31 protein-coding genes and 1 tRNA gene are annotated in these 24160 nt (G+C 65.6%); 24 read left to right on the forward strand and 8 right to left on the reverse strand.

The genetic code is table 11. The annotated features are described in order from the left end of the window. Positions 1-296: 296 nt before the first annotated feature. Positions 297-1067, reverse strand: a complete 771-nt coding sequence (locus Q4C89_RS01290; RefSeq protein WP_303100802.1) for an APH(3') family aminoglycoside O-phosphotransferase — start codon at positions 1065-1067, stop codon at positions 297-299. Positions 1068-1131: 64 nt separating this feature from the next. Here Q4C89_RS01290 and Q4C89_RS01295 point away from each other — a divergent pair, with 64 nt between their 5' ends. The 4 genes from Q4C89_RS01295 (at position 1132) to ddrB (ending at position 3874) form a co-directional block, all read left to right on the forward strand. After that, positions 1132-2037 (forward strand): hypothetical protein, encoded by a 906-nt coding sequence (locus Q4C89_RS01295; protein ID WP_303100803.1) that lies wholly within the window; start codon positions 1132-1134, stop codon positions 2035-2037. After that, positions 2034-2399 (forward strand): hypothetical protein, encoded by a 366-nt coding sequence (locus Q4C89_RS01300; protein ID WP_303100804.1) that lies wholly within the window; start codon positions 2034-2036, stop codon positions 2397-2399. The genes Q4C89_RS01295 and Q4C89_RS01300 overlap by 4 nt, the downstream gene beginning before the upstream one ends. 63 nt (positions 2400-2462) lie before the next feature. After that, a complete protein-coding gene (locus Q4C89_RS01305) occupies positions 2463-2819 on the forward strand; it encodes a hypothetical protein (RefSeq protein ID WP_303100805.1) in 357 nt (118 codons plus the stop codon). A 506-nt stretch (positions 2820-3325) separates the two neighbouring features. Continuing rightward, positions 3326-3874, forward strand: a complete 549-nt coding sequence (gene ddrB, locus Q4C89_RS01310) for a single-stranded DNA-binding protein DdrB (RefSeq protein WP_303100806.1) — start codon at positions 3326-3328, stop codon at positions 3872-3874. Positions 3875-3877: 3 nt separating this feature from the next. On the opposite strand, the gene Q4C89_RS01315 is transcribed toward ddrB, so the two are convergent. Further along, positions 3878-4324 carry a hypothetical protein gene (locus tag Q4C89_RS01315; protein ID WP_303100807.1) on the reverse strand — a complete coding sequence of 149 codons (447 nt, stop codon included), beginning with the start codon at positions 4322-4324 and terminating at the stop codon, positions 3878-3880. Between the two features lie 89 nt (positions 4325-4413). Between Q4C89_RS01315 and Q4C89_RS01320 the strand changes: the two genes are divergently transcribed. Continuing rightward, positions 4414-4569 carry a hypothetical protein gene (locus tag Q4C89_RS01320; protein ID WP_303100808.1) on the forward strand — a complete coding sequence of 52 codons (156 nt, stop codon included), beginning with the start codon at positions 4414-4416 and terminating at the stop codon, positions 4567-4569. Between the two features lie 90 nt (positions 4570-4659). Here the strand turns inward: Q4C89_RS01320 and Q4C89_RS01325 are convergent, their stop codons facing one another. The 5 genes from Q4C89_RS01325 to Q4C89_RS01345 all read right to left on the reverse strand — a co-directional run bounded on the left by Q4C89_RS01325 (position 4660) and on the right by Q4C89_RS01345 (position 8119). After that, positions 4660-5154, reverse strand: a complete 495-nt coding sequence (locus Q4C89_RS01325; protein ID WP_303100809.1) for a hypothetical protein — start codon at positions 5152-5154, stop codon at positions 4660-4662. A gap of 72 nt (positions 5155-5226) precedes the next feature. Beyond that, a complete protein-coding gene (locus Q4C89_RS01330) occupies positions 5227-5811 on the reverse strand; it encodes a hypothetical protein (protein WP_303100810.1) in 585 nt (194 codons plus the stop codon). Between the two features lie 103 nt (positions 5812-5914). After that, positions 5915-7147: a 2,3-bisphosphoglycerate-independent phosphoglycerate mutase gene (locus Q4C89_RS01335; protein ID WP_303100811.1), complete on the reverse strand. Its 1233-nt coding sequence runs from the start codon at positions 7145-7147 to the stop codon at positions 5915-5917. A 36-nt stretch (positions 7148-7183) separates the two neighbouring features. Next, positions 7184-7858, reverse strand: a complete 675-nt coding sequence (gene trmH / locus Q4C89_RS01340; protein WP_303100812.1) for a tRNA (guanosine(18)-2'-O)-methyltransferase TrmH — start codon at positions 7856-7858, stop codon at positions 7184-7186. Positions 7859-8028: 170 nt separating this feature from the next. After that, positions 8029-8119 (reverse strand) — tRNA-Ser (locus Q4C89_RS01345). A 302-nt stretch (positions 8120-8421) separates the two neighbouring features. Here Q4C89_RS01345 and Q4C89_RS01350 point away from each other — a divergent pair. From Q4C89_RS01350 to Q4C89_RS01360, 3 genes are read left to right on the forward strand one after another with little or no spacing between them, the layout of a single operon-like run. Further along, positions 8422-8574 (forward strand): hypothetical protein, encoded by a 153-nt coding sequence (locus tag Q4C89_RS01350; RefSeq protein WP_303100813.1) that lies wholly within the window; start codon positions 8422-8424, stop codon positions 8572-8574. A gap of 18 nt (positions 8575-8592) precedes the next feature. After that, a complete protein-coding gene (locus tag Q4C89_RS01355; protein WP_303100814.1) occupies positions 8593-9462 on the forward strand; it encodes a serine protein kinase RIO in 870 nt (289 codons plus the stop codon). A 56-nt stretch (positions 9463-9518) separates the two neighbouring features. Continuing rightward, complete coding sequence (locus Q4C89_RS01360; protein ID WP_303100815.1) at positions 9519-10151, forward strand: carbonic anhydrase; 633 nt, start codon at positions 9519-9521, stop codon at positions 10149-10151. 57 nt (positions 10152-10208) lie between these two features. Here Q4C89_RS01360 and Q4C89_RS01365 read toward each other — a convergent pair whose 3' ends face one another. After that, positions 10209-11573, reverse strand: a complete 1365-nt coding sequence (locus Q4C89_RS01365; protein ID WP_303100816.1) for a DR2241 family protein — start codon at positions 11571-11573, stop codon at positions 10209-10211. A 148-nt stretch (positions 11574-11721) separates the two neighbouring features. Here Q4C89_RS01365 and Q4C89_RS01370 point away from each other — a divergent pair, with 148 nt between their 5' ends. The 16 genes from Q4C89_RS01370 (at position 11722) to Q4C89_RS01445 (ending at position 23840) form a co-directional block, all read left to right on the forward strand. Then, positions 11722-12150 (forward strand): hypothetical protein, encoded by a 429-nt coding sequence (locus Q4C89_RS01370; protein WP_303100817.1) that lies wholly within the window; start codon positions 11722-11724, stop codon positions 12148-12150. 1433 nt (positions 12151-13583) lie between these two features. After that, positions 13584-13868, forward strand: a complete 285-nt coding sequence (locus Q4C89_RS01375) for a hypothetical protein (RefSeq protein WP_303100818.1) — start codon at positions 13584-13586, stop codon at positions 13866-13868. Between the two features lie 552 nt (positions 13869-14420). Then, on the forward strand, positions 14421-17462 hold the full coding sequence (locus Q4C89_RS01380; RefSeq protein WP_303100819.1) for a hypothetical protein: 3042 nt from the start codon (positions 14421-14423) through the stop codon (positions 17460-17462). Then, positions 17459-18076, forward strand: coding sequence for a hypothetical protein (locus Q4C89_RS01385; protein WP_303100820.1), 618 nt, complete (start codon positions 17459-17461; stop codon positions 18074-18076). Before Q4C89_RS01380 ends, Q4C89_RS01385 begins: the two co-directional genes overlap by 4 nt. Then, entirely contained in the window at positions 18073-18345 is a 273-nt protein-coding gene (locus Q4C89_RS01390; RefSeq protein ID WP_303100821.1) for a hypothetical protein, read from the forward strand. Before Q4C89_RS01385 ends, Q4C89_RS01390 begins: the two co-directional genes overlap by 4 nt. Continuing rightward, positions 18342-18593, forward strand: coding sequence for a hypothetical protein (locus Q4C89_RS01395; protein ID WP_303100822.1), 252 nt, complete (start codon positions 18342-18344; stop codon positions 18591-18593). Before Q4C89_RS01390 ends, Q4C89_RS01395 begins: the two co-directional genes overlap by 4 nt. Further along, complete coding sequence (locus tag Q4C89_RS01400; protein WP_303100823.1) at positions 18590-19045, forward strand: hypothetical protein; 456 nt, start codon at positions 18590-18592, stop codon at positions 19043-19045. Before Q4C89_RS01395 ends, Q4C89_RS01400 begins: the two co-directional genes overlap by 4 nt. Further along, the gene (locus Q4C89_RS01405) at positions 19032-19319 is read left to right on the forward strand and encodes a hypothetical protein (protein WP_303100824.1); all 288 of its coding nucleotides are present in this window, start codon (positions 19032-19034) and stop codon (positions 19317-19319) included. The genes Q4C89_RS01400 and Q4C89_RS01405 overlap by 14 nt, the downstream gene beginning before the upstream one ends. A gap of 91 nt (positions 19320-19410) precedes the next feature. Continuing rightward, on the forward strand, positions 19411-19668 hold the full coding sequence (locus tag Q4C89_RS01410) for a hypothetical protein (RefSeq protein WP_303100825.1): 258 nt from the start codon (positions 19411-19413) through the stop codon (positions 19666-19668). A gap of 199 nt (positions 19669-19867) precedes the next feature. Next, positions 19868-20068: a hypothetical protein gene (locus Q4C89_RS01415; RefSeq protein WP_303100826.1), complete on the forward strand. Its 201-nt coding sequence runs from the start codon at positions 19868-19870 to the stop codon at positions 20066-20068. After that, complete coding sequence (locus Q4C89_RS01420; RefSeq protein ID WP_303100827.1) at positions 20065-20307, forward strand: hypothetical protein; 243 nt, start codon at positions 20065-20067, stop codon at positions 20305-20307. Before Q4C89_RS01415 ends, Q4C89_RS01420 begins: the two co-directional genes overlap by 4 nt. Positions 20308-20583: 276 nt before the next feature. Beyond that, complete coding sequence (locus Q4C89_RS01425) at positions 20584-21087, forward strand: hypothetical protein (RefSeq protein WP_303100828.1); 504 nt, start codon at positions 20584-20586, stop codon at positions 21085-21087. Continuing rightward, complete coding sequence (locus Q4C89_RS01430; RefSeq protein WP_303100829.1) at positions 21084-21542, forward strand: hypothetical protein; 459 nt, start codon at positions 21084-21086, stop codon at positions 21540-21542. Before Q4C89_RS01425 ends, Q4C89_RS01430 begins: the two co-directional genes overlap by 4 nt. Next, on the forward strand, positions 21539-21988 hold the full coding sequence (locus Q4C89_RS01435) for a hypothetical protein (RefSeq protein WP_303100830.1): 450 nt from the start codon (positions 21539-21541) through the stop codon (positions 21986-21988). Before Q4C89_RS01430 ends, Q4C89_RS01435 begins: the two co-directional genes overlap by 4 nt. Further along, a complete protein-coding gene (locus tag Q4C89_RS01440; protein WP_303100831.1) occupies positions 21985-22359 on the forward strand; it encodes a helix-turn-helix transcriptional regulator in 375 nt (124 codons plus the stop codon). The genes Q4C89_RS01435 and Q4C89_RS01440 overlap by 4 nt, the downstream gene beginning before the upstream one ends. A gap of 1160 nt (positions 22360-23519) precedes the next feature. Then, positions 23520-23840, forward strand: a complete 321-nt coding sequence (locus Q4C89_RS01445) for a hypothetical protein (protein ID WP_303100832.1) — start codon at positions 23520-23522, stop codon at positions 23838-23840. Positions 23841-24160: the final 320 nt, after the last annotated feature.

Raw genomic sequence — 24160 nt, forward strand, 5'->3', positions numbered from 1 at the left:
AGGAAAGCGAGTTCCGCCCCCGCGCCCGCGTTGACCGGGGCTGGGCCAACCGCTCCACCGACGAAGAATAAAGTTCCGGTTTCCGGGTGCCGCCTCCTGAGTGAGGCGGCATTTTTTTGGTCGCAGAGAGCGGATGGCAGATGGCGGATAGCCGGAGCATTTAACGTAAGAAATGCTTGCAGCTTTCGACCCTCTACCAGGGGGAGAGGGCCTCGTGTAGCGAGGGGTGAGGGGTCTTTTTTCTGTCAAATCCTCTAGCCTTGCCTCTGGCTGATGCGCCTTTCTGGCGTCTGGTTTCAGAACAGTTCGTCCAGCAGCAGGTAATACTTCAGCTTCTCCAGGTCCACCAGTTCGCGTCCGTAGAGGCCCAGCAGCATGTCGGCGTAGGCCGCGCCCAGGTTGCGGCGGGTGCTGCGCCAGGCCAGCGCGAGGTCGGTGTGGCGGTCGGCTATTCCGGCGCGGCCCAGGTCAATCAGGCCCTCGACATACTCGCCCTGCACGATGAAATTTGGCAGGCAGGCGTCCCCATGCGTCACCACCAGGTCTTCGGGCGGGCGGGTGCGGGCCAGTTCGTTGAAGACGCTGACGGCGCTGCGGCCCCGGCGCTCCTCGTCGAAGTCGCTGTCATTCACCACGCCCGCCGCCACCCGTTCGCGGGCCAGCGACAGCTTTATGCCCAGACTCATGTTGAAGGGGCAGTCGCGCACCGGGAGGGCGTGCAACTCGCGCAGGGCGCGGGCGAGCAGGTTCACCATCCGCTCGGGGTGCAGCGCGGCGTCGGGGTGGCTCATGGGAATACCGGGCAGCCGCGTCATGGCGAGGTATTCGCGGCCCTCTTCTTCCTCGTAGGCGACCACCTGCGGCACGGGCAGGCGGCCCGCGAACCAGCGCAGCCGCTCGCGCTCCTGCTGCAAGGTGCTGCCCGGAAACGGGGTGCGCGGCTGCACTTTGACCACGTAGCGGGTGCTGCGCCAGACCTGGGCGCCGCTTTCGCCGTCCGTGACCTGTTCCCAGCGGGCGGCAGGCAGAACGCGGCGAAGGGGGGCAGGCAGGTCTAGCGTAGGCATCTCAGGGGCAGGATACGCGCTGGGCCGGGGGACAGGTCAGGGCAAACACCGTACACTACCCGGAATGAAGGTTGGACTGCTCACTTCTTCCGCTGCGCCACTTGCCCCCTACTGGGCGGCGTACCTCAAGGAACTAGGGGTGCCGCCCCAGGCCCCGGCCCTGGCGGACGCCGAAGCCCTCGCGCTGGGGGCGCAAAGTCTGCCGGGCGAGTCCCCGGTCGTGCAACTGGCGCTGGGCCGCATCCTGGCCCTCGACCGGGTGGACGCGGTGCTGGTGCCGCAGTGGCCCGCCGTCGCCGCCGACGCCTGGGGCGAGGCCCTGACCGAACTGCTGCCCCGGCGCATCAGCGGGCTGCCCCTGCTTATCAGCGTGCCGGAGCGGGCCGACGACTTGACCGCCCTCGAAGCCCAGGCCACCCAGTTGGGACTGCGTCTGACGCAAAATCCCGGCGGCGTGCGGCTGGCCCTCGAACGGGTGCGCCCGCTGGCCCAGTCGCCCCGCAGTGACCTGCCCGCCCTGTCCCGCGCCTCGCAGCTCACCGTGGGCGTGATTGGCCCGCGCCCGCTGCTGCAAGAGGACGTGCTGGTGTCGGGCCTGCGTTCCACGCTGGAAGAACTGGGGCTGTACCCGGTGTTCGGCCATCAGGTGCCGTATGCCGACGCTCTGCGCCGTGCCGAGCGCATGGAGGAGGGTCACAAATACCCGGCGGGCGAACACGAACTGTTCGGGGCCGCCTCGCTGCTGGGCGGCAAGGGCGCGGTGGCGGGTCTGATTTTCGTGTCGCCCGCCCGTGACGGCTCGACCCAGGCGGCCCTGCGCCGTATTGCCGAGCGCCTGCACAAGCCCGCGCTGCACCTCAGCCTGGAGGCGGGGCAGACCGAGTGGCCCGAACTCGACACCTTTGCCGAGCGCCTGCACACTGGGGGCCGCAGCCGCGCCGCCTCGGATACCGGGGAGTCGGGCGCATGAGCTTCTGGCAGTGGCTGACCACCCCCGAACCCCAGCCGGGCTTTACCCGCACCAAGCTGCTCAAGCTGGCGCTGCGGCTGTTTCTGTTCGTGCTGGTGGCGACCCTCCTCAGCAGCCTGCTCAGCCTGACGCCGCTTAAGCCCTACCTGAACACTTGGTGGGGAAGCCTGCTGTTCGTGCTGCTGCTCTACATTCCGGCGGCCCGCTTCCTCAACGCCGACACCTTTACCCCGCAACGGTTCCAGACTCCGGCGGCCCGACCCGGCACGCCGAGCAGCGCGGGCGCTCTGCAAAGGCGGCGCGAAAAAGCCCGCTACGCCGGAGTCCGCAAGTCCGGCCCCAAGGTGGGTGGGCGGCGCTGACCCACCTTTAGAGACGGGGAAGGGTTATAAGGCTGTAAGAGCGGTTTTGGTCTGCTGACGCGCATGAAATGGTACGGCGCTTCCCAACGCAGAGGGACCCTCAGTCGCCTGGCTCCCGACGGCAAAGACGTGAAAGCAGTCACGCTCTATACCCACACCTTTTTCCTGATCGAGGACGGACGCAGCGACGAGCAGAAGCAGCCGCACTACACGGCTGTCGGGGCGACCCCCGAAGAAGCGGAAGCGATGGCCTTTGCGGTCTACCAGCGCGCCATGGACTGCAACCACGCCATGCAGCAAAAGGGGCCGATGCTCATCGAGTGCAGCCACTGCGGGATTCAGCGCCGCGTCCTGCTGCCGCCTGCTCCCCCGGTGGCGGTGACCCGCAAGGCCGAGCGCCGCTTTTTCAACCTGTTCTGAACCTCACGGCGACCAGACCTCACCCCCGGCGGTGAGGTTTTCTTGTACAGATTCCGATTGAATCTGAACCTAACAGATTCAATCCGAGCGGATGCGAGTAGGAAAAGATACGGGTTTCGCGTTATGGATGCACAGGCGGCGCCTTTCCGACTGTGCAGGAATTAAGCGGAATCCGCTTACGGCCTGATAAAAGTCATGAGAAAATGATTTCTCCTCTGCTGCACGGCTAAAAGACCCCTCACCCCTTGCTAGCGGAAGGCCCTCTCCCCTTGGTAGAGGGTCGGAACAGCGCAGCTTTCCCTCTACCAAGGGGAGAGGGAGGGAGCCGCAACGCGGTGGAAGGGTGAGGGGTTCCTAGTGAAGCTGGCTTTTAGACGAATAAAATCCTCTCTCATCTGTTTTATCAGGCCGTAAGGCGGAATCCGTATTGGCTTGCCGGGTCATGAACGCAGGAGTAGCAGAAAAGCCTCCGGTATGTTATGTTATTTACATAAGGAGGAGGGCAAATGCTACACATCGAATTTCTGACAGACCTCGGAGCGCGGGTGACGGTGAGCGTGGAGCACGAAAGCAAGCTGCTGGACGTGCAGCGCCACTACGGGCGGCTGGGCTGGACCAGCGGCGAGATTCCGGCGGGGGGCTACCAGTTTCCGCTGGAAAACGAGGCCGACTTCGACTGGTCATTGATTGGGGCACGCAAGTGGAAAAGCCCGGAAGGTGAAGAACTGGTCATTCACCGGGGCCACGCCTACCGCCGCCGCGAACTTGAGGCCGTAGACAGCCGCAAGCTCAAGCTGCCTGCCGCCATCAAGTACAGCCGGGGCGCCAAGGTCAGCGACCCACCCCACGTGCGCGAAAAGGCCGACGGCGACATCGAATATGTCAGCCTCGCCATCTTCCGGGGGGGCAAGCGGCAAGAGCGCTACGCCGTGCCTGGGGGGGCGGCGCGTCCGGCGGGGCAGGGTCAGTCTGGTCAGGGTCAGCCAGCGGCGCAGCCCCGGCCCCAGCAGGCACGGCCCGCCCGTCCCCAGCCCGAACCCGACGCGCCGTTCTGAGCCTCAGCGCGACAGGTCTTCCAGCACCCGGCGCACGTCGGCAGGTTGCCAGCCCTCGGGCTTGAGCTGCTTGCCGTCGGCGCGTTTGGGGCCACTGGCTTTGCTCAGGTTGGCGCGGTGAACTTCGGCAAACACGGCGTCGGCGTCAATCCCCAACTGGTCAAGGGCGCCGTAAGTCACGTAGAGCAGGTCGGCCAGTTCATGCGCGAGGGGCGCCAGGAGGGCCGGGTCAGTGACCGCACCAGATTGCAAGCTTGGGAGCAGGGCCGCCATTTCCGCCTGCACCTCCGCCATTTCTTCCTCAAGGAGGGTTTGGCGCAGGCGCAATATCTCGGCGGTGGGCAGTGTGGGGCGAACGGGCGAGTCCAGACCGATGGCCCGGTGAAATTCGCGCAGGCGCTCGGCGTTACTCGGCCTGGGAGTGGGTGTCACATTCGGGGAAGACGGCATGGTTCCACTATCGCGCAGGGGGCCGACTGGTGGGGGAGGCTTCACCCGTGATACATCCGGCGCCACGTTGCTGCGGCTACCCTGACGGCATGACACAGCCCAGCGACGAGCAAGGCGAAATCCTCATCAGTGGCCTGGATATCGGCCCCGACAACGAGGAACGTGACCGCCCGACCCGCACCGAGCGGCTGGCCCGCCTGAACCCGGCGCAGGACGAACACGAACCGGAGGATGAAGACGGCTAACCCTGTCTGCCCTAAACAGTGAAAGGCCCGCCTCGATGCAGCAGGCGGGCTTTTCGCTTGAGTCCTCTCCCCATGAAGAGCGACGGGGCCTTAGCTTGAGGAATTCTCTCCCGGCGTCTCGCCCGCCGTATCCACGAAGGCGGGGCGGTTGCTGATGGAAGGCGCTGTGGCCGTAGAGGTGGCGTCGGAAGCGGGGCGCTTTTGCAGGTCAGGCGGGGTCTGTTCCGTGTCCTTCGGGGGCGGCGTCAACTGCACCACCGCCGGAGCGGAGGCCGGTTCGCCCGGTCGGTCGGCCCGGTTTTCCGCTTCGGCACCCGTCGTCTCGGCGTCACCGAGTTCGGCGATAAGCTGCTCGCGGTCACGAATCTCGCCCTCGGTGCGGCGAATGTCGGCCTGAATACCCTGAAGCAAATCCGTGTCGGCCCCGTTGTGATAGGCGCGTCCCAGGCGGGCAAATTGGCCTTCGAGGTCGCGTGAAAGCTGAAAGACCTCCACCCGCAGCCGGGCGACTTGGGTCAGTTCCTCGCCCCGGCGCTGCACCTGCTCCACGCCCTGACGCACCGTGTTCAGAATGTTGTCCAGCATGTCGTCAGTGTGGCGGTCGGGCCAGGGGCGCGGGTGAGCCAGGGCTAAAGATGACAGGCCGCGCCGGGTGGGTCAGTGCTTGCCATGGCCTTTGGACGGTGCCGGATGAGAGGGAGCCTGGGCCTGACACAGGCTGTTCTTCGGCTCTTTCTTGCACAGTTGCTTGAGCTGACCGGGGGGCATCCCGCCGGGTTTTTTCTGAAGTCCTTTGGCCTTGGCCCACGCCGCCTGACGGCCCATCACGTTGACGAGGGGCTGGGCCTGTCCGTCGGTGGGGCGCACGACGATGCTCTGGGCGCTGATGGGCTGGGCCGCGCTCAGCGGCTGGGCCAGCGGATAGACCTCCTTGACCACCTGGGTCGTGCCAGGAATGGGCGTGGCGACCTGCACCTGGGTCAGTGCAGGTAGGGCACCCGGCGTGGCCGAATGCACGGTGATGCCGCCCGTCTTGTTCAGTGTGGCGGCGGGCTGCGAAGTCGGCGTCAGAAACGACACCTGCACGCCCTGGGAAAGCAGGTCGCGCAGGGTAGATGCCGTTTGGGTCAGGCTCGGGAAGCGCACGCTGGCGTCTATGTTGACACTCACGGTCTGGGCCTGGGCCGCCGAAAAGCCGAGCGAGGTCAGGCTGAGCGCGGCGAAAAGAAAGAGTTGACGCATGGCCCCAGCTTGCGCCCCCAAACTGACCCGCCGCTGAGAAGGGAACCAAAAAAAGAGGGGAAACCGTCGCGGCTTCCTCCTCCGTTTTCCCGCTCTGAATTCCTTACGCCCCGTACTTGTTGAGCTTGAGCGCGTTCGCCATCAGGAGCGGCATCAGGTCGGTGCCCCGGCGCAGGCCCAGGCTGCCCTTGGCGGCTTCTTCCTCGGTGTAGCGCTGGGCGGCGTCACGGCGGGCATAGTCGCTGTGAATCAGCACCGGAACGGGGTGCCAGGAGTGGCTCCTCAGCTTGCTGGGCGTGGAGTGGTCACCCGCGATGGCGATCACGTCGGGCTTCAGTTCCAGCAGTTGCGGCAGCAGTTCGTCGAAAATCTCGATTTTGTGGACCTTCTCGGCAAAGTCGCCGTCTTCGCCCGTGCTGTCGGTCTTTTTGACGTGGAAGTAGAAGAAGTCGTACTTGGCCCAGTTCTCGCGCAGGGCCTGCACTTTGCCGTCGAGCGCGTCCTCGTGGCCCTCGACCGGCAGCACGTCCATCCCGACCAGGCTGGCGAGGCCCTTGTACATGGGGTAGGAGGCGATGCAGGCGGCCTTGAGTTGATAGGCGTCCTCGAAGCTGGGGAAGTGCGGCACGTCGCTGTAGCCACGGAACAGCACGCCGTTGACCTGGGGTTCGTCTTTCAGCGCGGCCTCGGCACGGGTGACAAAGCCGTTGATGAGCTGGGCCGTCCGTTCGCTGGAGGGATCGCCGGACACGGCGGTCTTGGGTTCCACGCCCGTCACCTGGGGGTCCACGTCGCTGATGTTCGCGCCGAGGGGCTGGCCTTCGGGGGCACGGAACACCACCACGAAACGGTGCTCGGACTCGGTGTAGATCTCGACAGGCACGCCGTCGATCTCGGGGATGGCGGCCCGCAGCTTCGCCACGATTTCTACGTTCTTTTCGTCGCTGGGGCGTCCGGCGCGGCGGTCGAGAATCAGGCGGCCACTTCCCAGAGTCGCAAAGTTGCCGCGCACCGCCACGTCGCCCGCGTTCAGCTTGACGCCGATGCCCACCGCCGACAGCGCCCCGCGCCCCACCACGTACTTGAGGGGGGCGTACCCGAACAGGCTGAGGTGACCGGGGCCGGAACCGGGGGTGATGCCCGCGCCGACCAGTTCGAACAGGCCCAGTTGCGACCCCTGCGCCAGGGCGTCGAGGTTGGGCGTTTTGGCGGTCGCCAGTTCGGTGTCGTCGCCGGGGGTCAGGGGCAATCCGCCCACGCCGTCGAGCACCACCAGCAGGATTTTGCTGTCGGTCTTTTTGGCGAGGCCACGCACGGTATCAAGCAGGTCACTCATGGCCCTCAGTGTACGCCGCTCCCTTTCAGCGGGCCATCAGCCCTGGACGATGGTGCCGTGTTCGTCTAGGGCCGGGTAACACTCGCCGCGCTCGCGGTATCCGGGGGCAAGGTCGGGGTAGCCCCATTCGAAACTGAGGGCGTGCAGAGCGTCGGGCGAAAGCTGGGGTTCGTCGTACATTCCCGCCGCCAGCCGTTGCCGCTGGGCCTCGAACAGGATGGTGGCGGCGGCGACGGACACGTTCAGGCTCTGTACCATCCCGAACATCGGAATGATGATGTTGGCGTCGGCGGCGTCGGCGGCTTCGTCGGACACGCCCCATTTTTCCGCGCCCAGCAGCACGCAGGTGGGTTTGGTGTAGTCGGCCTCGCGGTAGTCGATGCTGCGCTGCGAAAGGTGGGTCGCCAGCACCTGAAACCCGCGCCCCTGCAACTCGCGCACCGCGCTGATGGCGTCGGCGTGGGGGTGAACCTTGACCCACTTGTGGGCGCTGCCGGAAGTGGCGTCGTAGGTGTGGCCCTCGAAGGTCGCCAACGTGCCGTGCTTGGGCGGGACGGCGTGCGCTTCCAGCACCCCCACCGCGTCACAGGTTCGAATGATGGCGCTGAGGTTATGGGGCTTGTTGACCTCGTCCATCAGGACGGTCAGGGTGGGCTGGCGCTTTTGCAGCACGCGGCGAATCTTGGCGTAGCGTTCGGGGGTCGGAGCCATAGAGGGGAGGGTAACGTAAACCCCTTGGGGAGCGGCCTTTACGACTGCATAGCATTGACATTCTCTGCATATCGCGCTATTTTTCTTTTCATAACCGCCCGAGTGGCGGGTTTTTTATTGCCCAGATTCTGGTGCAGGCCGACAAAAAAAGCGCCCAGGGGCGGGCGCAGTGGCGGAAGGTACAAGATTTGAACCTGTGGGAGCGCATGTCTCCTCTTGTTGAGCAAGCAAGTGCAAGCGGTCTGACTCTGCCAACCTTCCTCTTGCGACTCAATGTGCTTTGAGAAAGTTCTTGAGTGCCTCTGCCACCCGGCCTAAGCCTTCTGACAGTGGTTTTGGAGGGGGCTAATACGGGGCTGGGCTTTACTCCGCACATCCGAGAAAAGCGCCCGAATGTGCTCCGCGTCGCCCAGCCCCGTCTTTTCTTCCACTCGCTCTGCTCGGAAAAACAGTTTGGATGCCCAAACTATTTTTCGAAGCCGTATAAGCCACCATGCCTAGTGACCCTCACCACACTCGGCTGCTACCTTGGGCGCAACACCCGCGTAAAGGAGGTGCTGCATATGACCGAAATCAACAAAGAGAACGAGATGAAGGCCCGTCGTTTCCGTCTGAATGTGACCGCTAAGGGGCAAGACCGTGGCCCCGCATGGAGTCCAATTGTTGATCCAAGTTTGCCTGCACCTGCCTTTGCCTCCGGGCTACGCCCACACTGAACCACACGGGGCGCGACCATGAGCGCCCACTGGGACGATGAATTTGCCGAGTCCGGGCAAAAGTTCCGCCGCAAGACCCGTAAGCCGCAAGGCCGCCGCAAAGTCGCTGACCTGACCGGAAGCGAATCGGGCGATGTCGCCGACGACACGGTGCGCCGCTTGCTCGACCTCGGCTACATCACCGAAGTGGTCTGCGAACTCAAGAGCGGCAAGGAAGCCACGGCGTACATCGCCCAGGGGCCGAAAGGCACGGCGCTGCTCAAGATCTACCGCGACTTTGCCGCCCGGTCGTTCAAGAACGACGCCGTCTACCGCGAGGGTCAGGTCATTCTCGACCAGCGGGCGAAACGGGCGATGGAAGGCCGCAGCCGCAAGGGGCTGGACATGCTTCAGGAAGGCTGGGTGATGGCCGAGTATGCCCACCTGTGGCAGCTCTGGCAAGCCGGACTGAACGTGCCTGAGCCGCTGGTCGGCCCCAACGTCAAGACCTACGCCGAAACCGTGCCCGCCGTGTTGATGCGGCTGATTGGAACAGAAGACCAGCCTGCCCCGCGCCTGAGCGACGTGCGCCTGACTCCTGCCGAAGCCCGCGACGCCTGGGAACAGGCCGTGACCGGCATGGCGCAGATGCTGAAACTGGGCTACGCGCACGGCGACTACAGCACCTACAACCTCCTGTGGTGGGAGAACACCGTGACCATCATTGACTTTCCTCAACTGACCACAAGGCAAAACCCCAACTTCTCCGAACTGCTGCGACGCGACGCCCAGAGCCTCGCCGTCAGCTTTCGTAAACACGGCCTTCAGGAAACCCCCGAACAGACCCTGCGCGAAGTGCAGCGCCGCGCCCTGGGGCCTGCGCCGGAGCCACGTGTGCTGTTGCCCTGACCGGGAAGCAACTCCCTTTCCCCTCTACCCGCGTCCCATTGCCCTACCCTGGTTCCATGCCGGAGCGTTTTTCTTTGCTGCCGTTGCTGGGGCGCAAATATCCTCATCCGACCACGGCAGCCGAGGCGCTGGAGAGGCTGCTGGCAGGCAACCGCAATTTCGTGGCGGGGCGGCGGCAGCATCCCCACGAGAGCCAGCGCCGCCGCGCCTTTATCGCCGAGCAGGGGCAGCACCCCTTTGCGCTGGTGGTGGCCTGTTCGGACTCGCGCGAAGCCCCCGAAGTTCTGTTCGACTGCGGACTGGGCGACCTCTTCGCCGTGAGGACAGCCGGGCAGGTACTGGGGCAAACGGCGCTGGCCAGCGTGGAATTCGGTGTGCTGCACCTGGGCTTGCGGCTGGTGGTCGTGCTGGGGCACAGCCAGTGCGGGGCAATCCAGGCGGCGCTGCAAGCCGGGGACGTGCAGGACGCACCGGGCCACCTGCCTGCGTTGCTGGCGACCCTGCGGCCCAGCGTAGAGGCGGCGCGGGCCGCAGGCGAAAGTGACTTGGCAGAAGGCACCCTGCGGCGGCACGTGCTGGCCACGGTGCAGACCATCCGTGAGGCCGAGGTGCTGCGCGGCGTGCCCGACCTGCTGGTGGTCGGTGGGCGTTACGACCTGGCGAGCGGTGCCGTAGAACTGCTGACCTGAGAGCGGGACAGCACGTGGGAGGAGCATTCCCGGCTCAAGGCCCGTCGCTCGCTGCTTTCAGCCCTGATTCAGTTCGCCACGCACCGAGGCCACCAGGGTCATGCACGCCTCGGCGCAGGGGAGACCGCCCGGCACCCCGTCCAGAAAGGTCTGCCCCAGGGTTTGCCCGGCCCAGAGCGGCGTTCGCAGGCAGTGGGCACACACCCGTGCCGTGACGGCTTCGACCTGTTGCGGCGTGGCCCGCTGCACTTTCGCAAAGTTGCCTGTCTGCCGCCGGGCGGTGGAGGGCCAAGGCGTGCAGTGCAGGTTGTGCTGGCGATAGGCCGAGGTTTCTTCGACGACGGCAGGGTAAAGCAGATGCAGGCCCAGGGGCAGGTCGGCCTGCGACAGCACCGCTCGCCAGCCGCGTGGCAGGGTGCGCCAAGTTCTGACCGGGCGGTAGTGGCCCGCGTCGTCGTGGGCGGTCAGGTCGCGCAGTCCTTCGGGCGTGACCACCGTTTGCAGGTCGCCGGACGCCCGACCTTCGTCGAGCATGTGGCGCAGGTCGTAGACGCCGTGCACAGGCGTCAGCAGCACTTCGCCCAGTCGCAGTCCCCGCTGGGCCGCGCCGGGCTGCTGGAGCCAGTTCAGCAGCGTCTTCCAGACTTCGGCGTGGTTCTGGTCGAGGTCGCCGCCCGCTCCGCCTTCCTGGGCCAGTTTCAGCAGCACGTCGGCCACGCCGGGGTGGGTGCCCACGGGCGCACTCAGCGCGGCGCTCAGCCCGCCGAGGTGCTCTTGCAGCCAGCGGTAGCTCCTGGCCTGCTCGCTGGGAAGAAACGGCACGACCACCACCCGCGCTCCGTCTGTTCGGGTCAGGTTTTGCAGGGCTTGCCAGTCCGAATGGTCGGGGGTGGGGGGCGAATCGAGCAGCAGGGGCCGAACTTCGGCAAAGAGGTTCCGCTCCCGCAGTCCGGCGGCGTGGACGTGCAGCGCCCTTTCGCTGCCGCTGTGGCCGGGGGTCGCCCGCCCGACCAGCACCAGTGTGGCCTCCTGCGGGTCGTGTCCGGACAATGCTTCCTGCGCCCGCGCCAGGATGACCTCCTGCATGGCGGGATGGGTGCCGTAAGGCCGGGTGTAGCGCACACTGCGCCCGCCGAGCACCCGCGTGACGCCCCCCGCTGGCGCCTCGCCCTGAAAGCCCAACCCCAGTTCGCGGGGCAACACCGTCTCGGTCAGGTAGCCGTCGGTCAGAAACATGGGGACCACGGTGACATCGCTGCTGGCGGTCGTTCGCAGCACCTGCCGCAGCGACGGCTCCTGCTGCCAGTACCCCTCAATCACGTCCCTGAAGACCCCGCGTTCGCGCAGCGCCTCGGCGGCCCGTTGTAGGGCGATTTCCGCGTGCTGCCGCGAGCCGTGACCGATAAGTACCAGAGAACGCATGACGCCTGACAGCCTAGAGCAGTTTGGCGCTCGCGCCTGCGCTCCGGTCTAAAGTCCCTCTAAATCGCCGCTTCACCCGGCCCGCACCCGTGGCCTCTAGCCTGACTGGGCAAGACAGTTTCTTATCTCAGCCTTCAGGAGGTTCCCTATGTTTTTCCAACAAAATGACCGTCACGAGCAGATGGCCCGCCTCGACCCCCGCGACACCAACGGCGACGGTGTGGTCAGCCCGCAGGAAGCGGCGGCCTACATCAAGGATTACCTCGACAACGCTTCTCCCGAAGAGCGCAGCCAGATCATGCGCGACTACTTCGGTCAGATGACCCCCGACCAGCGCCAGCAGGTGGGCGAAGCCATCGTGCGTAGCCCCGCCAATCCCGTACAGCAGGTCGACTACAGCGATCCGGTGGCCCTTGGGAACGCCTACACCCAGGCCGCCCAGGCTCCCGTGCAGAACGGCCAAAGCCCCCTGGAAGCCGCTTTCGCTCAGGGTGGCGCCCTCAGCAACCCCATGGTGAAGGCCGGTCTGGTGGGCCTGGCAGGCATGATCGGCAGCGCGATGCTGCGCCGCCGCTAAACCCTTCTTTTTCTAACTGAGCTGTCCCTGCCTGTCGGGGGCAGCTTTTTTAGGTCTGCTGGGCTGTTTGACGAAATCAAAGTAGTACAGCGTTTTGTTAATCAGGATAGTTTTACCTCTGGAGAGAGGATTGGCGATGTAGCCTGGAATCTCAGCTAAAAGAGGCATCACTCAAACTCATCTATCTCTAACCGTTCAGATTCCTAGTGCTTCAAAATTCTAGAACGCTGTAGTAGCAGCATCTGGGCAAAAGTGGAGGCTTTCGCCCGTGGGCGGGAGAGACAAATAAAAATCCCCCGCACGGGGCGGGGGTTTGCTTGGTGGGTCGTGTAGGAATCGAACCTACAACCCGCTGATTAAGAGGCAGGGCCGAACCCTTTTTAGGGCTTTTTCTGCCGTTTGGCCTAAGTGGTACTTTTGCGTCTGGTACGGTCTTTTTCTCTTCGCCTTCTGTTTTGAGAAGTGAAAAGGGCCGGGCTATTTTTGCCCAAATGGGCTAAGTTTGGGCAAAAAGACGGGGACGCTATGACATGCCCTGAAAAGGTTTGGGCTTTTGCGCTATGGTAGGCACATGACCCGCCTACCTGCCCTGAACACTCACAGCCCGCAGAAGTGGGCGGCTGTGGTGTCTGGCACGGTCTGGAAAAGGTGGGGACTGTCCCCGTCCGGTACGCTGGAAGCGGAAACGGTGCGCGGCCCGCTGATTGTTTGGGCTAGCCCGAAGCCCGGCGAAAAGGAAGACGCGCCCGCACTCGAAGCGCCTAAGCCCACGCCCTTAGACCTTCGCGTGTGGGCGGTCAATACTGCGGCCCACTTCGAGAAGTTCAGGAAGGCGGCGCGGGGACACGTTGCCCCTTCGGGCCGCTGGCGGCTGTCTCTGGTTTATAGGCTGATGGGCTGTAGTCGCGTCGACTGGGAACTGAGCGAAGCAGAACGCCGTCTATGGTTTACCCGTAGGTTCAAAAGAGGCCGGGCTTCGATTCTAAAAACTCACATGCGCGAAGCTACGCGCTATCACTCAAAAGCCCGCGTATACGGCTATCCCTTGCAAAGTCATCCGCACATCTTTTGGAAAAAGATAAAGCGGCGCAACTTCTTGGAAGGGATTAGGCGGCGTGAATTGTACAAAAGCGCAGAGGCTTTTTTCATGCGGGCGGTGCTGGTTTCGGAAGATGACGCGGCACGGCGTAAACGCTGGAAGCTGTGGCGAAGTGAAACGCGGCCCCCTCGCATAATCCACACGCGCCCGCGCCCACCATCTGCCCCACTTGCCCCCCCTGTGGCCTGAGCGCCGGGCCGCTTCGAGTTTGGCGAAGCGGTAAGCGGTAAGCCCGGCCTTACCTGTGCGGCCCCTTCCTTCTGGAAGTGCTGGCCCTCAGTCAAAAGCCCTGCCCGGCGAAGAGAGAAGCGGGCAGGCACAGGGGCTTTACAACATGATTACTTCGACGCTTTACGCGCCCGTCAACGCGCCCACGCCCGAAGCGCCCGCGCTTCCCCGTCTTTTGCGCCCTCAAGAGTTACACAAGGCTACGGGCATCCCCTCGGCTGTGATTTACGCGGCCCTGTCTTCGGGTGAGCTTCGCGGGCTGGATATTTCGCGTCCCCCTCGGCCCGGCAAGGAACCGCGCCCGCTGTGGATGGTAGACCCGGCAGACTTTGCCGACTGGCTGGAAAAGCGCAAGGCGCGGCAGGCGGTACACGTTCACGGGGGCAAATAATGCGGCCCGGTCTGGCAGTGACCGGGCGCGGGGCAACCGAAGCGGGCGGGCTTCCCTTCCAGTTTAACGGGCTGGAAGGTGGGCAGGTCTTCGGGCCGGGGGGTGCGCTGTGAGTCGCCTTACCGAAGCCCTAGACCTGCTGACGCCGGGCCGCGTGCTGGAAGGTCTGGCGGCCTACCTGGGCAAGCCCGCCCCACGTCTGACCGGAAGCCCTACAAAAGGGACGCTGTGTGACTTTCGGCCCGGTCTGGAAGAGGAAAGAGACTCTTTGTCTTACGACGTGGGCAAAGGCGGGCCAGTCTTTAACCGCTTCGGGGCCGAAGAGTCCGGGGGCGGCGCGGTGAACTTCCTCACGTCTGCCGGAATCCCGAAGCCCGAAGCGGTACGCCTGCTAATCGAGTGGGCCGGACTCGAAGACGAAAAGCCCGCACACGCCGGGCAAGGGGGAAGGCCCGGAAGGGGGGCAAGGCCCGGCGCGGCGCACAGAAGCCCGCACAGGGGGCGGCGAAGGAAGACGGGGGGAAAGACCCGCAGAAGCGCACGCCTAAGCATGTGGGCCTGTCTGCGGCCCTAAAAGCGCTGGCACAGTTTGCCCCCCTGACGCCCGAAGACCTGGCTTACAGGCTTCGCGGTCTTCGCCCCCTCGAAGACCCGGCAGACCCTAGCGAAGCCGGGCAGGAAGTGACCCGGCGCGGGCTGTGGCCTGCCGTCACTGCGGGCGTGCTGCGGGCTTACGGCCTGGAAGACCGGGCCAAACTTCCCCCACACTCCCAAAAGGGGGCGCTTTTCTTCGAGATAGGCGGGCCAGATGGTCAGGCGTGGGCGGTCAAGTTTCGGAACACTGACGCCGGGCTAGAAGTGGGCCGGGCGCAGACCGGGAAAAGCGGGACACGTTACGCCTATGTCTTTTCGCCCCACGCGAAGGCGGGCCGCCCGGCATGGTGCGCCCGGCCCATGCGCGAAGACCTGCCCACGCTGCTTATCGAAGGTGAGCTAAACGCGGCGGCAGTGTGGGCCATGCTGGAAGCGGCAGGCTTCGGGGACGCTTACAACGTGCAAGGGCTGGCAAGTGTGGGCGCACTTCCTCACATCTCGCACCTTCGCGCCGGGTCTGCCGTGTACGTCTTCGCTGATATGGGGGATAAACGCGGCGAAGGGGACAGCGCCCGCGAAGTGTGGGGGACGCTGTGCGCCCACGCCGGGGCCGCAGTCTTCCAGCTAGGCCAGACCCGCACGGGCGAAGCTAACCCCTTCGCCTATCAGGACGCTTTAGGGGCGTGGCAGACCGGGGCCGACGCCTGCGAAGCCCTGGGCTACCTGCCCCCCTTCGCTTCGCCGGAATCGCACGCGGCCTATTTGGGCCAGAAGTTGCGGGCCGCACTCGAAGAGGCGAAGCCCTACACGCCCGCGCCCGAAGGCCCGGCAGACGGCGAAGAGAAGGCCAGCGCGTCCGGCGTGCTGTGGGTGTCTGACGTGGAAGGCTTCGCGGTACAGGCGGGGAAGCTGTACGGCGTGAAAAAGCGGTGGGCAGACGGCGAAGAGTTTGAAGACTTCGAGGAACTTTTTAACTGTGCCGCCTACATCGCCGCAGAAGTCACCGAAGACGACGGCACAGGCGAAGGCGCGAAGGTCTTCGAGATAGAAGGCACGCGGGCAGATGGTCGCCCGCTTCCCCGTCTTCTTATCCCTTCGGGCGAGTTTACGGGCATGGGCTGGCCTGCCGCGAAGTGGGGCGCTTCTGCCATTGTGCGAAGCGGCAACGGCAAAAAAGACCGCGCCCGCGAAGGGATACAGCGCCTAAGCGAAGCGCGGGGCATCACTGAGCGCACGGTGTATCAGTTCACAGGCTGGAAGCGTGACCCGGTACACGGGCCTGTCTACCTGTCTGCGGGCGCTTCGATTGGGGCGCGGGGCGCGGTGGAAGGGCTGGAAGTTGACCTAAGCGCCGGGGACGGCAGACTGACGGGCTACGCCTTGCCAGACCCGGCGAAGGAAAAGCCCGAAGACGTGCGCGAAGCGGTGCGGCAGTCTTTGGCCCTTCTGGACTTGGTGGGCTTAGACCCGGTAAGCGTCCCCGTTCTAGGCGCTGTGTACCGTGCGCCTGTGGGCCGGGCTGACTTTGTGGTGTGGCTGACCGGGGAAACGGGCCGGAATAAGACGGCTTTTCTTGCGCTGGCACAGGCCCACTATGGGAAGGCATGGCACGCTAAGCACCTGCCCGAAGGCTGGAACAGTTCGGCTAACTCTCTCGAAAAAAGCGCCCACACGGTCAAAGACGCGCTTTTCCTGATAGACGACTTTAAGCCGGGCGGCGTGTCTTCCGAAGTGGCACAGATGAACGGTAAAGCGGGCCGCATCTTTCAGGGGGCCGCAGATGGGGCCGGGCGTAGCACCCTGACCGCAGACCGCAAAAGCCGGGCCGGGCTGTACCCGCGTGGGCTGGTCATGTCTTCGGGTGAGTCCCTGCCACGCGGTCACAGCAACCGGGCGCGGGCGGTCATTGTGGACGTGACCCGCAAACTTATTCCAGACGGGGACAGGGCGAAAAGTGACGCCTTTTATGACGCGGCAGACCGGGCAAAAGAAGGCGTGTATGCGCTAGCCCTCGCTGCTTATGTGCAAGGCATCGCGGGCAACTTCGAGGCGCTGCGGGTGGGGTCTGAGGGCTATAACGCCCACGTCAGGAAGTGGGCGCGGGCCTTCGAGGGGGCGCACGGGCGCACGGGTCACGCCCTAGCAGAATTGTCCTACGGGTGGGCGTGCTTCCTGGCCTTCGCTGTGAGTATCGAAGCCATCACCGAAGGCGAAGCCCTGGCCCTGTGGGGCCGCGTGGTGGAAGCCCTGGCCTACACGTCAGAAGGGCAGGCGGAACACTTGCACAGTGAAGACCCGGTGGGCCGGGCGCTGTCCCTGACGGCTTCGCTTCTCTCTCAGGGCCGGGTCTATCTGGCAGACCTCAAAAGCGGCGAAGCGCCCGGCCCTGACCCGGACACGGCGCGGGTGTGCGGCTGGCAGGCCCGGCCCACTTACGGGGACAGCGAAGACGGCGAAGGAAAAGACGGGGCCGTGCTGACGCTGCGGCCCGGCGCGGTCAAGGTGGGGTACTACTCGAAGGCGGGCGGGGATGAGTGGGCGCACTTTGACCCGGAAGCCCTACACGAACAGTTGCAACGGGCCGCACAGGGTCAGGCCGGGGCCGCGCTTCCAGATAAGGGGGCGCTGTGGGCAAACATGCGGGACAGGTTGCACCCTGCGGGCCTAATGCGCTGTCAGGTCGAAGGCCAGCGCGTGCGGGCCTTCTGGAAGGTCAGCACGCCCGAAGGTCTGCGGAAGCAACTTCTAACGCTTCGCTTCCCTTTTGACCTGCCCGCTTATGAATCTTTGGGGACAGTGGGGACAGTGGGGACAGACGGCGAAGAAAAGACGTACGACACGGCTTTTTTACCTGTCCCCATAACTCTATTTTTTAATAACCCTTTGGGGACAGTGGGGACAGATAAGACCGTTTTCTCTTCGCCGGAAGCCCTGCCCGCTGCGGCCCCCCTCGAAGACCCGGAAGCCCTGGAAGACCTCGAAGACTGGGGGGAAGTGTGACCGGGCCGGACGTGCGGGCCTTCCTTGCCCGGCTGGAAGCTGCGGGCGTGGTACTGGCCCTGAACGCTTCCGGGGACGGCGTGCGGGTCATGGGGCGCGGCAGGCCCACGCCCGAAGTCATGGCAGAAGTCAGGGCGCATAAGCCCGCGCTTCTGGCCTACCTTCGCGGCGAAGACATGGGCCAGCCCGAAGAGGGGGCGCACATTCTGCCTACCCTTCCGGCGAAGGAAGAGGAAGCGGCCCCCCTCGATGTCCGGCCCGAAGGTCTGCCCCCTTCCTCTTCGCCGGGCCAGACCCGGCCCCGTGCTGCGGCCCGCACGCTGGAAGAGTGGCAGGCAGAAGCGGCACAGCCGGGCCGCTGTGGAAGCTGCGCCCGCGCCCTGCCCGCGCCGGAATGGGGGCCGCTGATGGTCGTATGCGGTGCGCCCGCTAGGGCGTGGGAACCGGAAGCGCCCCCCTTCGCGGTGCATATCGCGGCCCGCTGCGGCGCGTACCTTCAGCCCGGCGAAGAGATAGGGCAGGGCTACAGGTCACACGGCGCGGCGAAGACGTGGGGGACCGGACAGCACGCGGCCCGGCCCACGCCTGCCCCACATCGAGGGGGCCGGGCGTGACCGGGGCAGAGAAGGCCCGCGCCCTGGACCGGGCCTACTTCCAGAAGCACCCGAAGGCGCTTAGTTACCTTCGCCCCCTGGTAAGCGGTGAATGTCTGGCCCTGCCGTCCGGCGCTGCGGTGGACTGCGTAGCGGTGGCCTATGTTGCGCCGGGCTTTACGGTCAAGGCCATTGTCAGGCCCGGCGAAGACCGGAAGGCGGCGCGGCGCGAAGTGGAAGAGATAGCGGCCCGGCTTCGAGGCGGCACGCGGCGGGGGGTGGAAGCGTGACGGGCCTACAGTTCGCCGTGCTGCGGGCCTATGCCGCTTCTCTTCCGAAGACCTGCCCCACGCGGGCGAAGCTGGCGGGGAAGCTGTGGGCAGACCTGCCGCATGGGGGCCAGCGAAGCGCGGGCCGGGTGCTGGCCTGGAAGATGGGCCTTTTACGCGAAGACGGGCGCACGCTGACGCCCGAAGGTCTGGAAGCGGCGCGGGACTATTTGGGCCGCTTCCTCGAAGGCGAAGGGGGGGCAGGATGACGGGCCGCACACGGCAGAAAGTACGGGTGATTTTTCGCGGGCTTCCTGCTACCGGAAGAGGGGGGGCGGGGTCCGAAGCTGGCCCGGCAGGGGGGGCGGTCTGCCCCACGTCCGGCGAAGGGAAGACGGGCCGGGGGCTGTCCCCGCTGGCCTTCGCGCTGGCCCACGCGCTGACCCTCGAAGACGCGGGCGCACGCTTCCCACTTCCTGTCCGGCTGGCCTGGGCTTCTGCCCTTCGCCGGGTGGACATGGGGCCGGGCGTGCTGGCAAAAGGGGCAGAAGAGGCCCACTTTAGGGGGCTTATGCACGCGGGTAGACTGACGCCGGAAGGCGTGCGGGCCGGGCTTCTGGCCCTCTCGGAAGACCTAACCCCCCCCCTTCTGGAAGAGGGACCGGAAGAGGGGGAAGACCCGGCGCGGGCCGGGCAAGGTGGAAGACATGGCAGACGGTAAGACGGCGAAGAGAAGACGGCGCGGCAAGGCGGGCAGTGTAGAAGACGCCCGCGCCCTGCTGTGGAAGGCGCTACAGAAGGCGGGGGAGTTGCTGGAAGCGGAAGACCTGACGCCGGACATGACCCTAAGACTTCTGCACGGTCTTTCACAGGCGGCAGGGGCTTACGCCCGCGTAACTGACGTTTCAGACCTCGCGGCCCGTATCGAAGCCCTGGAAGCGGCACAACCCGAAGACATGGGCGGCCCACGTCTGCCCGGCAGGGGGGCGGCATGACGCGGGCAGGGTGGGCGCTGGCCCTGTGCGGGCCTGACTTCCTGGCCTTCGCCGGGCTGTCTCTCTTCGCGCTGCTGATGGGGTGGGCGAAGTGACGCGGGCCAGACTGCGGGCGCGGCTTCTGGCCCTGGAAGCCCGGCAAGACGCGGCACAGCCTGAACCGCTGTGCATTTGGTGGGCAGACGTGGGCGCGGGTCTATGGCGCGAAGGCGTGGGGCCAGAAGAGGAAGGCGGCGGGCCAGACACGGGCCGCACGCTTCCCATGACGCCCGAAGAGGTGGAAGAGGTGCGGGCCAGCGGTGGGCATGTGGTCATGCTGACCGGGCTACCGAAGCGGGGCCGGGCATGAGGCGCGGCAGGCCGTGGGCAAGGGTGGAAGCCCTCGAAGACGCGGCCCGGAAGCGGCAGGAAGACAGACACGGGCGCTTTTTGGCTTCTCTCTTCGGGTGGATAGCTGCGGCCCGCGAAGCCCGGCAGACCGCAGACCCGGCGAAGGAAGAGGAAGCCCACGCCCGAAGGCTGGAAGCCCTGGCCCGTGCGGGTGAGCTATGACCCGGCGCAACCGCGTTACACGGTTGGAAGCCCTCGAAGCGAAGGCGCGGGCGCGTGCGGCTGACCGCGAAGCGGCGGCAGGGCTGAACCTTCGCGCCCGGCTGTCTTCCCCTGTCCCCGAAGGCTGGCGGGTCATAAGCGGCGCGGGTGTGGTGCTGGCCCTGCCCCCTAACGGCAGGGAAGCGGGGCCAGCATGACGCGGGCGAAGCTGGCCCGGCTGCGGAAGCTGGAAGAGAAGGCCCGGCAGGTAACGGCAGCACTCGAAGAGGCACAGGCCCGCGCTTATGTGGCTGGCCTGACGCCTGACGAAATTAGGACGGCTTACGCCCTGCTGTTGGAAGCCCGCGAAGACCCGGCAGAAGCGGCCCGGCTGGAAGCCCTCAGCACAGAAGACCTGATGAGTGAAATTGACAGCCTTCTAGGGCGGCAGTCATGACGCGGGCCAGCCTTCGGGCGCGTGTTCGGAAGCTGGAAGCGGCCCGCACGGGGGCCGGGCGTGGGGTCTTTTCGTGGGGCGCTTCCGGGTGGGCGGCAGTCACGCCGGGCGCGGCCTTGCCCGCTGCTGTGCCGGGTCTGCCCTCTCTTCTGCCCTCTCTCGAAGAGGGGTCGGAAGGCGTGCCAGACGTAGAAAAAGCCCTTCTCTTCGCCGGGCCAGAAGGGGGGCTAAAAGTGATTCTAGGGATAGGCGGGGAAGACCTGTGAGGGGGTATTTATGACGGCGAAGAGAAAAGGGGGGCGCGGTCTGCTGGCCCGGCTGGAAGACCTCGAAGCGAAGGAAGCGGCCCGGCTGGAAGACGTGCGGGCGAAGGCGTGGGGCCAGATTGAACGGGCAGAAGGCCAGCTAAGCCCGGCAGACCGGAAGGCATGGAAAGACGCGGCGCGGGTCTGTGAACACGGCGAAGACCCGGAAGCCCTGGCCCGCATGGTCAAGGCGTGCGCCCACTTGCCCGAAGACTTGCCCGTAAGTCATCCGGCGAAGGCAGAAGCGGCAGCGTGGGAACCTTTTCCCGAAGGCGAAGACGTGGGGCCGCTTCGCCCGGCCCCTGCCGGACGGGTGGAAGACTTCGCGGGCTACTTCGAGGCGTGCGCCCGCTGGAATGACAGCGAAGCCCGGCGCGTCCCCCTGTCGGCAGACGTTCACAGGCTGGCCCGGTGGGGCGCGGCGCTGTACCGCTTCGAGGCGAATCTTTGCCGGGTCTTAGGCGGTCAGGCATGACGGGCCGCGCTTCCTTACTTCGCCGGGTGGAAGCCATAGAAGCGGCGCACGCGGGCCGGGTGGAAGAGGCGAAGCGGGCGCAACTGCGGGCCGCGCTGGAAGCCCTGCCCCCTGCCGTGCTGCGGGCTTTTCGAGAAGAGGGGCGGGCCTTGCAAGACCCGGAAGCGTGGGCCGCTTTTCTCGAAGAGTCACGCGCCTACTTTGCGGGGCGTGGGCCAGAAGTGGCAGACCTCGAAGGCCCGGCCCGGTGGGGCGCGGCGTTTAAGCGCACGGGGCCGGGCCAGCCCTGGCCCACACCGAAGGAAGCGGCGCACTTCGCGGGCGTGCTGGAAGCCCACGCGGTCAGGCTGTGGGGCGCACAGTTTGGGGCAGGCAGGCCCGAAGCCCGGCGCTTTTTCAGGTACAGCGGGGCGTGTTTCCACTTCCGGGCTTCCTTGCTGCGGGTGCTGTCATGACGGGCCGCGCTTCCTTACTTCGCCGGGTGCGCCTTCTCGAAGACCGGGCCAGCCTTCGGGCCAGCCTGGAAGAGATAACGCGCCGGGACATTGTGCGGGCGCTTGAACTGATGGAAGACGCGCCCCTAATCGCCTTAGAAGAGGGCATGTCTGCCGGGCGTATCCCTTCCCCCTTCTGTGGGCCGGACGCCCTGGCCCTGCTGTCTCTCGAAGACCCGCAGACAGAAGACGCGGCAGTGTGGGCGCGGGCCTTCCTGTCCGGCGAAGACGTGGGCGCACTTCCAGAAGGCGCGGCCCTGTACTTCGGGGACAGGGCGGCAGACCTCGAAGACCTGACGCGGGACACGGCAGACGGCGAAGAGAAGACACGTTTACAAGACGCGGCGGCAGGGTGGGCCAGCTTAGAAGCCCTGGCCCGCGCCCTATCTGAAAAGGGGGACTTATGACGGCGAAGAGAGAAGGCGAAGCGGTACACGTTCACGGCCCGGAGTATGGGCGGCGTCATTTGGGCTACCACACGCCCGGCCCTGTCCCCTATGCGGCCCGCTTCCGGCTTCGAGAAGAGTGCGAAGCGCGGGGGCTGTCGCTGTACACGGTCAGCATGTCCGGCTATGCACAGGGGACAATAGACAAAGACACGGTGTACAGGCTGGCAAGGGGGGACACGCGGCGCTTAGACCTTCGCACGCTGGAAGTGCTGGCGGGCATCTTGCACGCCCTGACGGGCGAAGCGTGCGGCGTGTCTGACCTTCTGGCCCTGGAAGTGGACAGCACGCGGCGGCAGGTTCGGAAGTGGGAAGCCGGGGACAGCCTGTAGAAGAAAGTCAGGTTTTTACAGGCTGGCTTAACGCCTACCATGCGCTACTTTTCGCCTTCGAGGTAAGCGCCTACCATGCGGCCTTTTTGCTGTCAGGGTGGGCGCTTTTCCTGTGCTGTCATCTGGCCCGCTGCGGCCCTTTTTGCGGCCCCTTCCCCGAAGAGGGGAGAGAAGACGGCGAAAAGCGGGGAAAAGTTAGTCATTTTTCAGCATGGCTTAGCGCCTACCATGCGGCGAAAAGTGCGGCCCTGTGGGGCTTTTTCCTCTCTCGAAGAGGGGGCGCGAAGGTCTGCCGGAAGAGGGCAGAAGAGGGCCAGACCTTATCCACCCTGAACCTGTAGAAGCGCCTACCATGCGCCCGCTTTTGCCGTGCTGTGCGGGCTTTTCCCCCTCTTCGGAAGAGGTAGGGCGCGGGCTATCGTCGAAGACCTGCCGGACGTGGGCGAAGCTGGCCCGGCCCGGCTTCCTCGAAGCCCTGGAAGCGGCGAAGAGAAGACGGCGCGGCTTTTCACTTGCCAGCTTCGCGGGCTTCGGTAAGTGAGTAGGCCGGGCGCTGGCCCGCGTGTACGGGGACGCGAAAAAGGGGCCGGGGACTGTCCCCACTTTTGACCCGGCGCACTTCCACAAAAGGAAGCGGCCTAAGCGCCCGCGCCTGCCGTGTGGGGGACGGGTGCTGTCTTCGGGCTTCCCCCTGACAAAAGGGCCAGCCCGAAGCGGCCCACGTCTGGCCCTTTTCGCATGGGCCAAAAAAAGCGGGGACGGTCTGCCCGGCTTCTGGCCCCACGCCCGGCCCGGCCCCCCTTCCCCCCTGGTCTGGAAGCTGTGGGCCGGGTGTCCGGTCTTCTCTTCGCCGCCTTCTTTTTGGCCCCTTTTCTTTCTTACCTAATTCCATTTAGGTATGAGTTAGCGCCTACCATGCGGGGCCGGAAGCGAAGAGGGGGACGGGCCGGGCCGGGTCATCTTCCTGGCTTCGGGCAGATGATGGGGGCCGGGTTTAAGTGTCCTGTCAGTGTGCGGGCGTGCTTCTGTCATGGGGTCTGCTGTGTGGATGATTCATGGGGCTAAGCCGGGCCGCGCTTTTTGTGGATGATTCATGGGGTATCGAAGACGGCGAAGAGAAGACGGGGGGGGCGTGGGGATACTGCGGGATACTTCGGGCCATGAGTAGGGGGCCGGGCAGGGTACAGCGGGCGCTACTGGACACGCTGGCCCACTTAGGCCCGGCGCGGTCTGACCTGCTGACGCTGTACGCCGGGGCCAGCGAAGACAGCACGCGCCGGGCGCTGCGGTCTTTGAGGAAGGCGGGCCGGGTGCGCTTTTTGGGCTTCGCCGGGCGCGGGGTGGGCGTGTGGTGTCTTCCAGAAGATGAGGAAGACGCCCGCGCCTGCCTGCCAGATGGGGACATGCTGGCCCGCGTGTCTGCGGTCATGGGGCCGCGCTTCGCCCGCAGTCTGGCCCGGTCTATGCTCTCTCTCTTCTGACCCGTCCGGCAGGGCCAGCCCTCGAAGGAAGGGGGAAGTACCGAAGGGGGCCGGGCTTATGTCAACTTCCGGGCCAGAAGTGAAATAAGGCCCACGCCGGGCCGGGCGTTATGTCTGCCGGGTGAAATAAGGGGCCGCGCCCGCGTGGGGTGAGACAGCGCGGGCCGGGTGCTGGAAGCTGTGGGCCAGACCTCGAAGGGGGGACGGGTCGGCACTCGAAGACCCGGCGAAGAGAGAAGCCCACGCCTTCGCGCCCACACATGGGGGGCGTGCGTTTCGTGCAATTTGGGCCGGGCCTCACCTGCTGGCCCACGCTGGAA

This window comes from Deinococcus sp. (assembly GCF_030523985.1).
Taxonomy (GTDB): Bacteria; Deinococcota; Deinococci; order Deinococcales; family Deinococcaceae; genus Deinococcus.

Excerpts from the sequence above, each read along its gene's own strand:
- Q4C89_RS01290 (WP_303100802.1), bottom strand. The coding sequence starts at position 1,067 with ATGCCTACGCTAGACCTGCCTGCCCCCCTTCGCCGCGTTCTGCCTGCC.
- Q4C89_RS01295 (WP_303100803.1), top strand. The coding sequence starts at position 1,132 with ATGAAGGTTGGACTGCTCACTTCTTCCGCTGCGCCACTTGCCCCCTAC.
- Q4C89_RS01300 (WP_303100804.1), top strand. The coding sequence starts at position 2,034 with ATGAGCTTCTGGCAGTGGCTGACCACCCCCGAACCCCAGCCGGGCTTT.
- Q4C89_RS01305 (WP_303100805.1), top strand. The coding sequence starts at position 2,463 with ATGAAATGGTACGGCGCTTCCCAACGCAGAGGGACCCTCAGTCGCCTG.
- ddrB (WP_303100806.1), top strand. The coding sequence starts at position 3,326 with ATGCTACACATCGAATTTCTGACAGACCTCGGAGCGCGGGTGACGGTG.
- Q4C89_RS01315 (WP_303100807.1), bottom strand. The coding sequence starts at position 4,324 with ATGCCGTCTTCCCCGAATGTGACACCCACTCCCAGGCCGAGTAACGCC.
- Q4C89_RS01320 (WP_303100808.1), top strand. The coding sequence starts at position 4,414 with ATGACACAGCCCAGCGACGAGCAAGGCGAAATCCTCATCAGTGGCCTG.
- Q4C89_RS01325 (WP_303100809.1), bottom strand. The coding sequence starts at position 5,154 with ATGCTGGACAACATTCTGAACACGGTGCGTCAGGGCGTGGAGCAGGTG.
- Q4C89_RS01330 (WP_303100810.1), bottom strand. The coding sequence starts at position 5,811 with ATGCGTCAACTCTTTCTTTTCGCCGCGCTCAGCCTGACCTCGCTCGGC.
- Q4C89_RS01335 (WP_303100811.1), bottom strand. The coding sequence starts at position 7,147 with ATGAGTGACCTGCTTGATACCGTGCGTGGCCTCGCCAAAAAGACCGAC.
- trmH (WP_303100812.1), bottom strand. The coding sequence starts at position 7,858 with ATGGCTCCGACCCCCGAACGCTACGCCAAGATTCGCCGCGTGCTGCAA.
- Q4C89_RS01350 (WP_303100813.1), top strand. The coding sequence starts at position 8,422 with ATGACCGAAATCAACAAAGAGAACGAGATGAAGGCCCGTCGTTTCCGT.
- Q4C89_RS01355 (WP_303100814.1), top strand. The coding sequence starts at position 8,593 with ATGAGCGCCCACTGGGACGATGAATTTGCCGAGTCCGGGCAAAAGTTC.
- Q4C89_RS01360 (WP_303100815.1), top strand. The coding sequence starts at position 9,519 with ATGCCGGAGCGTTTTTCTTTGCTGCCGTTGCTGGGGCGCAAATATCCT.
- Q4C89_RS01365 (WP_303100816.1), bottom strand. The coding sequence starts at position 11,573 with ATGCGTTCTCTGGTACTTATCGGTCACGGCTCGCGGCAGCACGCGGAA.
- Q4C89_RS01370 (WP_303100817.1), top strand. The coding sequence starts at position 11,722 with ATGTTTTTCCAACAAAATGACCGTCACGAGCAGATGGCCCGCCTCGAC.
- Q4C89_RS01375 (WP_303100818.1), top strand. The coding sequence starts at position 13,584 with ATGATTACTTCGACGCTTTACGCGCCCGTCAACGCGCCCACGCCCGAA.
- Q4C89_RS01400 (WP_303100823.1), top strand. The coding sequence starts at position 18,590 with ATGACGGGCCGCACACGGCAGAAAGTACGGGTGATTTTTCGCGGGCTT.
- Q4C89_RS01405 (WP_303100824.1), top strand. The coding sequence starts at position 19,032 with ATGGCAGACGGTAAGACGGCGAAGAGAAGACGGCGCGGCAAGGCGGGC.
- Q4C89_RS01415 (WP_303100826.1), top strand. The coding sequence starts at position 19,868 with ATGACCCGGCGCAACCGCGTTACACGGTTGGAAGCCCTCGAAGCGAAG.
- Q4C89_RS01420 (WP_303100827.1), top strand. The coding sequence starts at position 20,065 with ATGACGCGGGCGAAGCTGGCCCGGCTGCGGAAGCTGGAAGAGAAGGCC.
- Q4C89_RS01425 (WP_303100828.1), top strand. The coding sequence starts at position 20,584 with ATGACGGCGAAGAGAAAAGGGGGGCGCGGTCTGCTGGCCCGGCTGGAA.
- Q4C89_RS01430 (WP_303100829.1), top strand. The coding sequence starts at position 21,084 with ATGACGGGCCGCGCTTCCTTACTTCGCCGGGTGGAAGCCATAGAAGCG.
- Q4C89_RS01435 (WP_303100830.1), top strand. The coding sequence starts at position 21,539 with ATGACGGGCCGCGCTTCCTTACTTCGCCGGGTGCGCCTTCTCGAAGAC.
- Q4C89_RS01440 (WP_303100831.1), top strand. The coding sequence starts at position 21,985 with ATGACGGCGAAGAGAGAAGGCGAAGCGGTACACGTTCACGGCCCGGAG.
- Q4C89_RS01445 (WP_303100832.1), top strand. The coding sequence starts at position 23,520 with ATGAGTAGGGGGCCGGGCAGGGTACAGCGGGCGCTACTGGACACGCTG.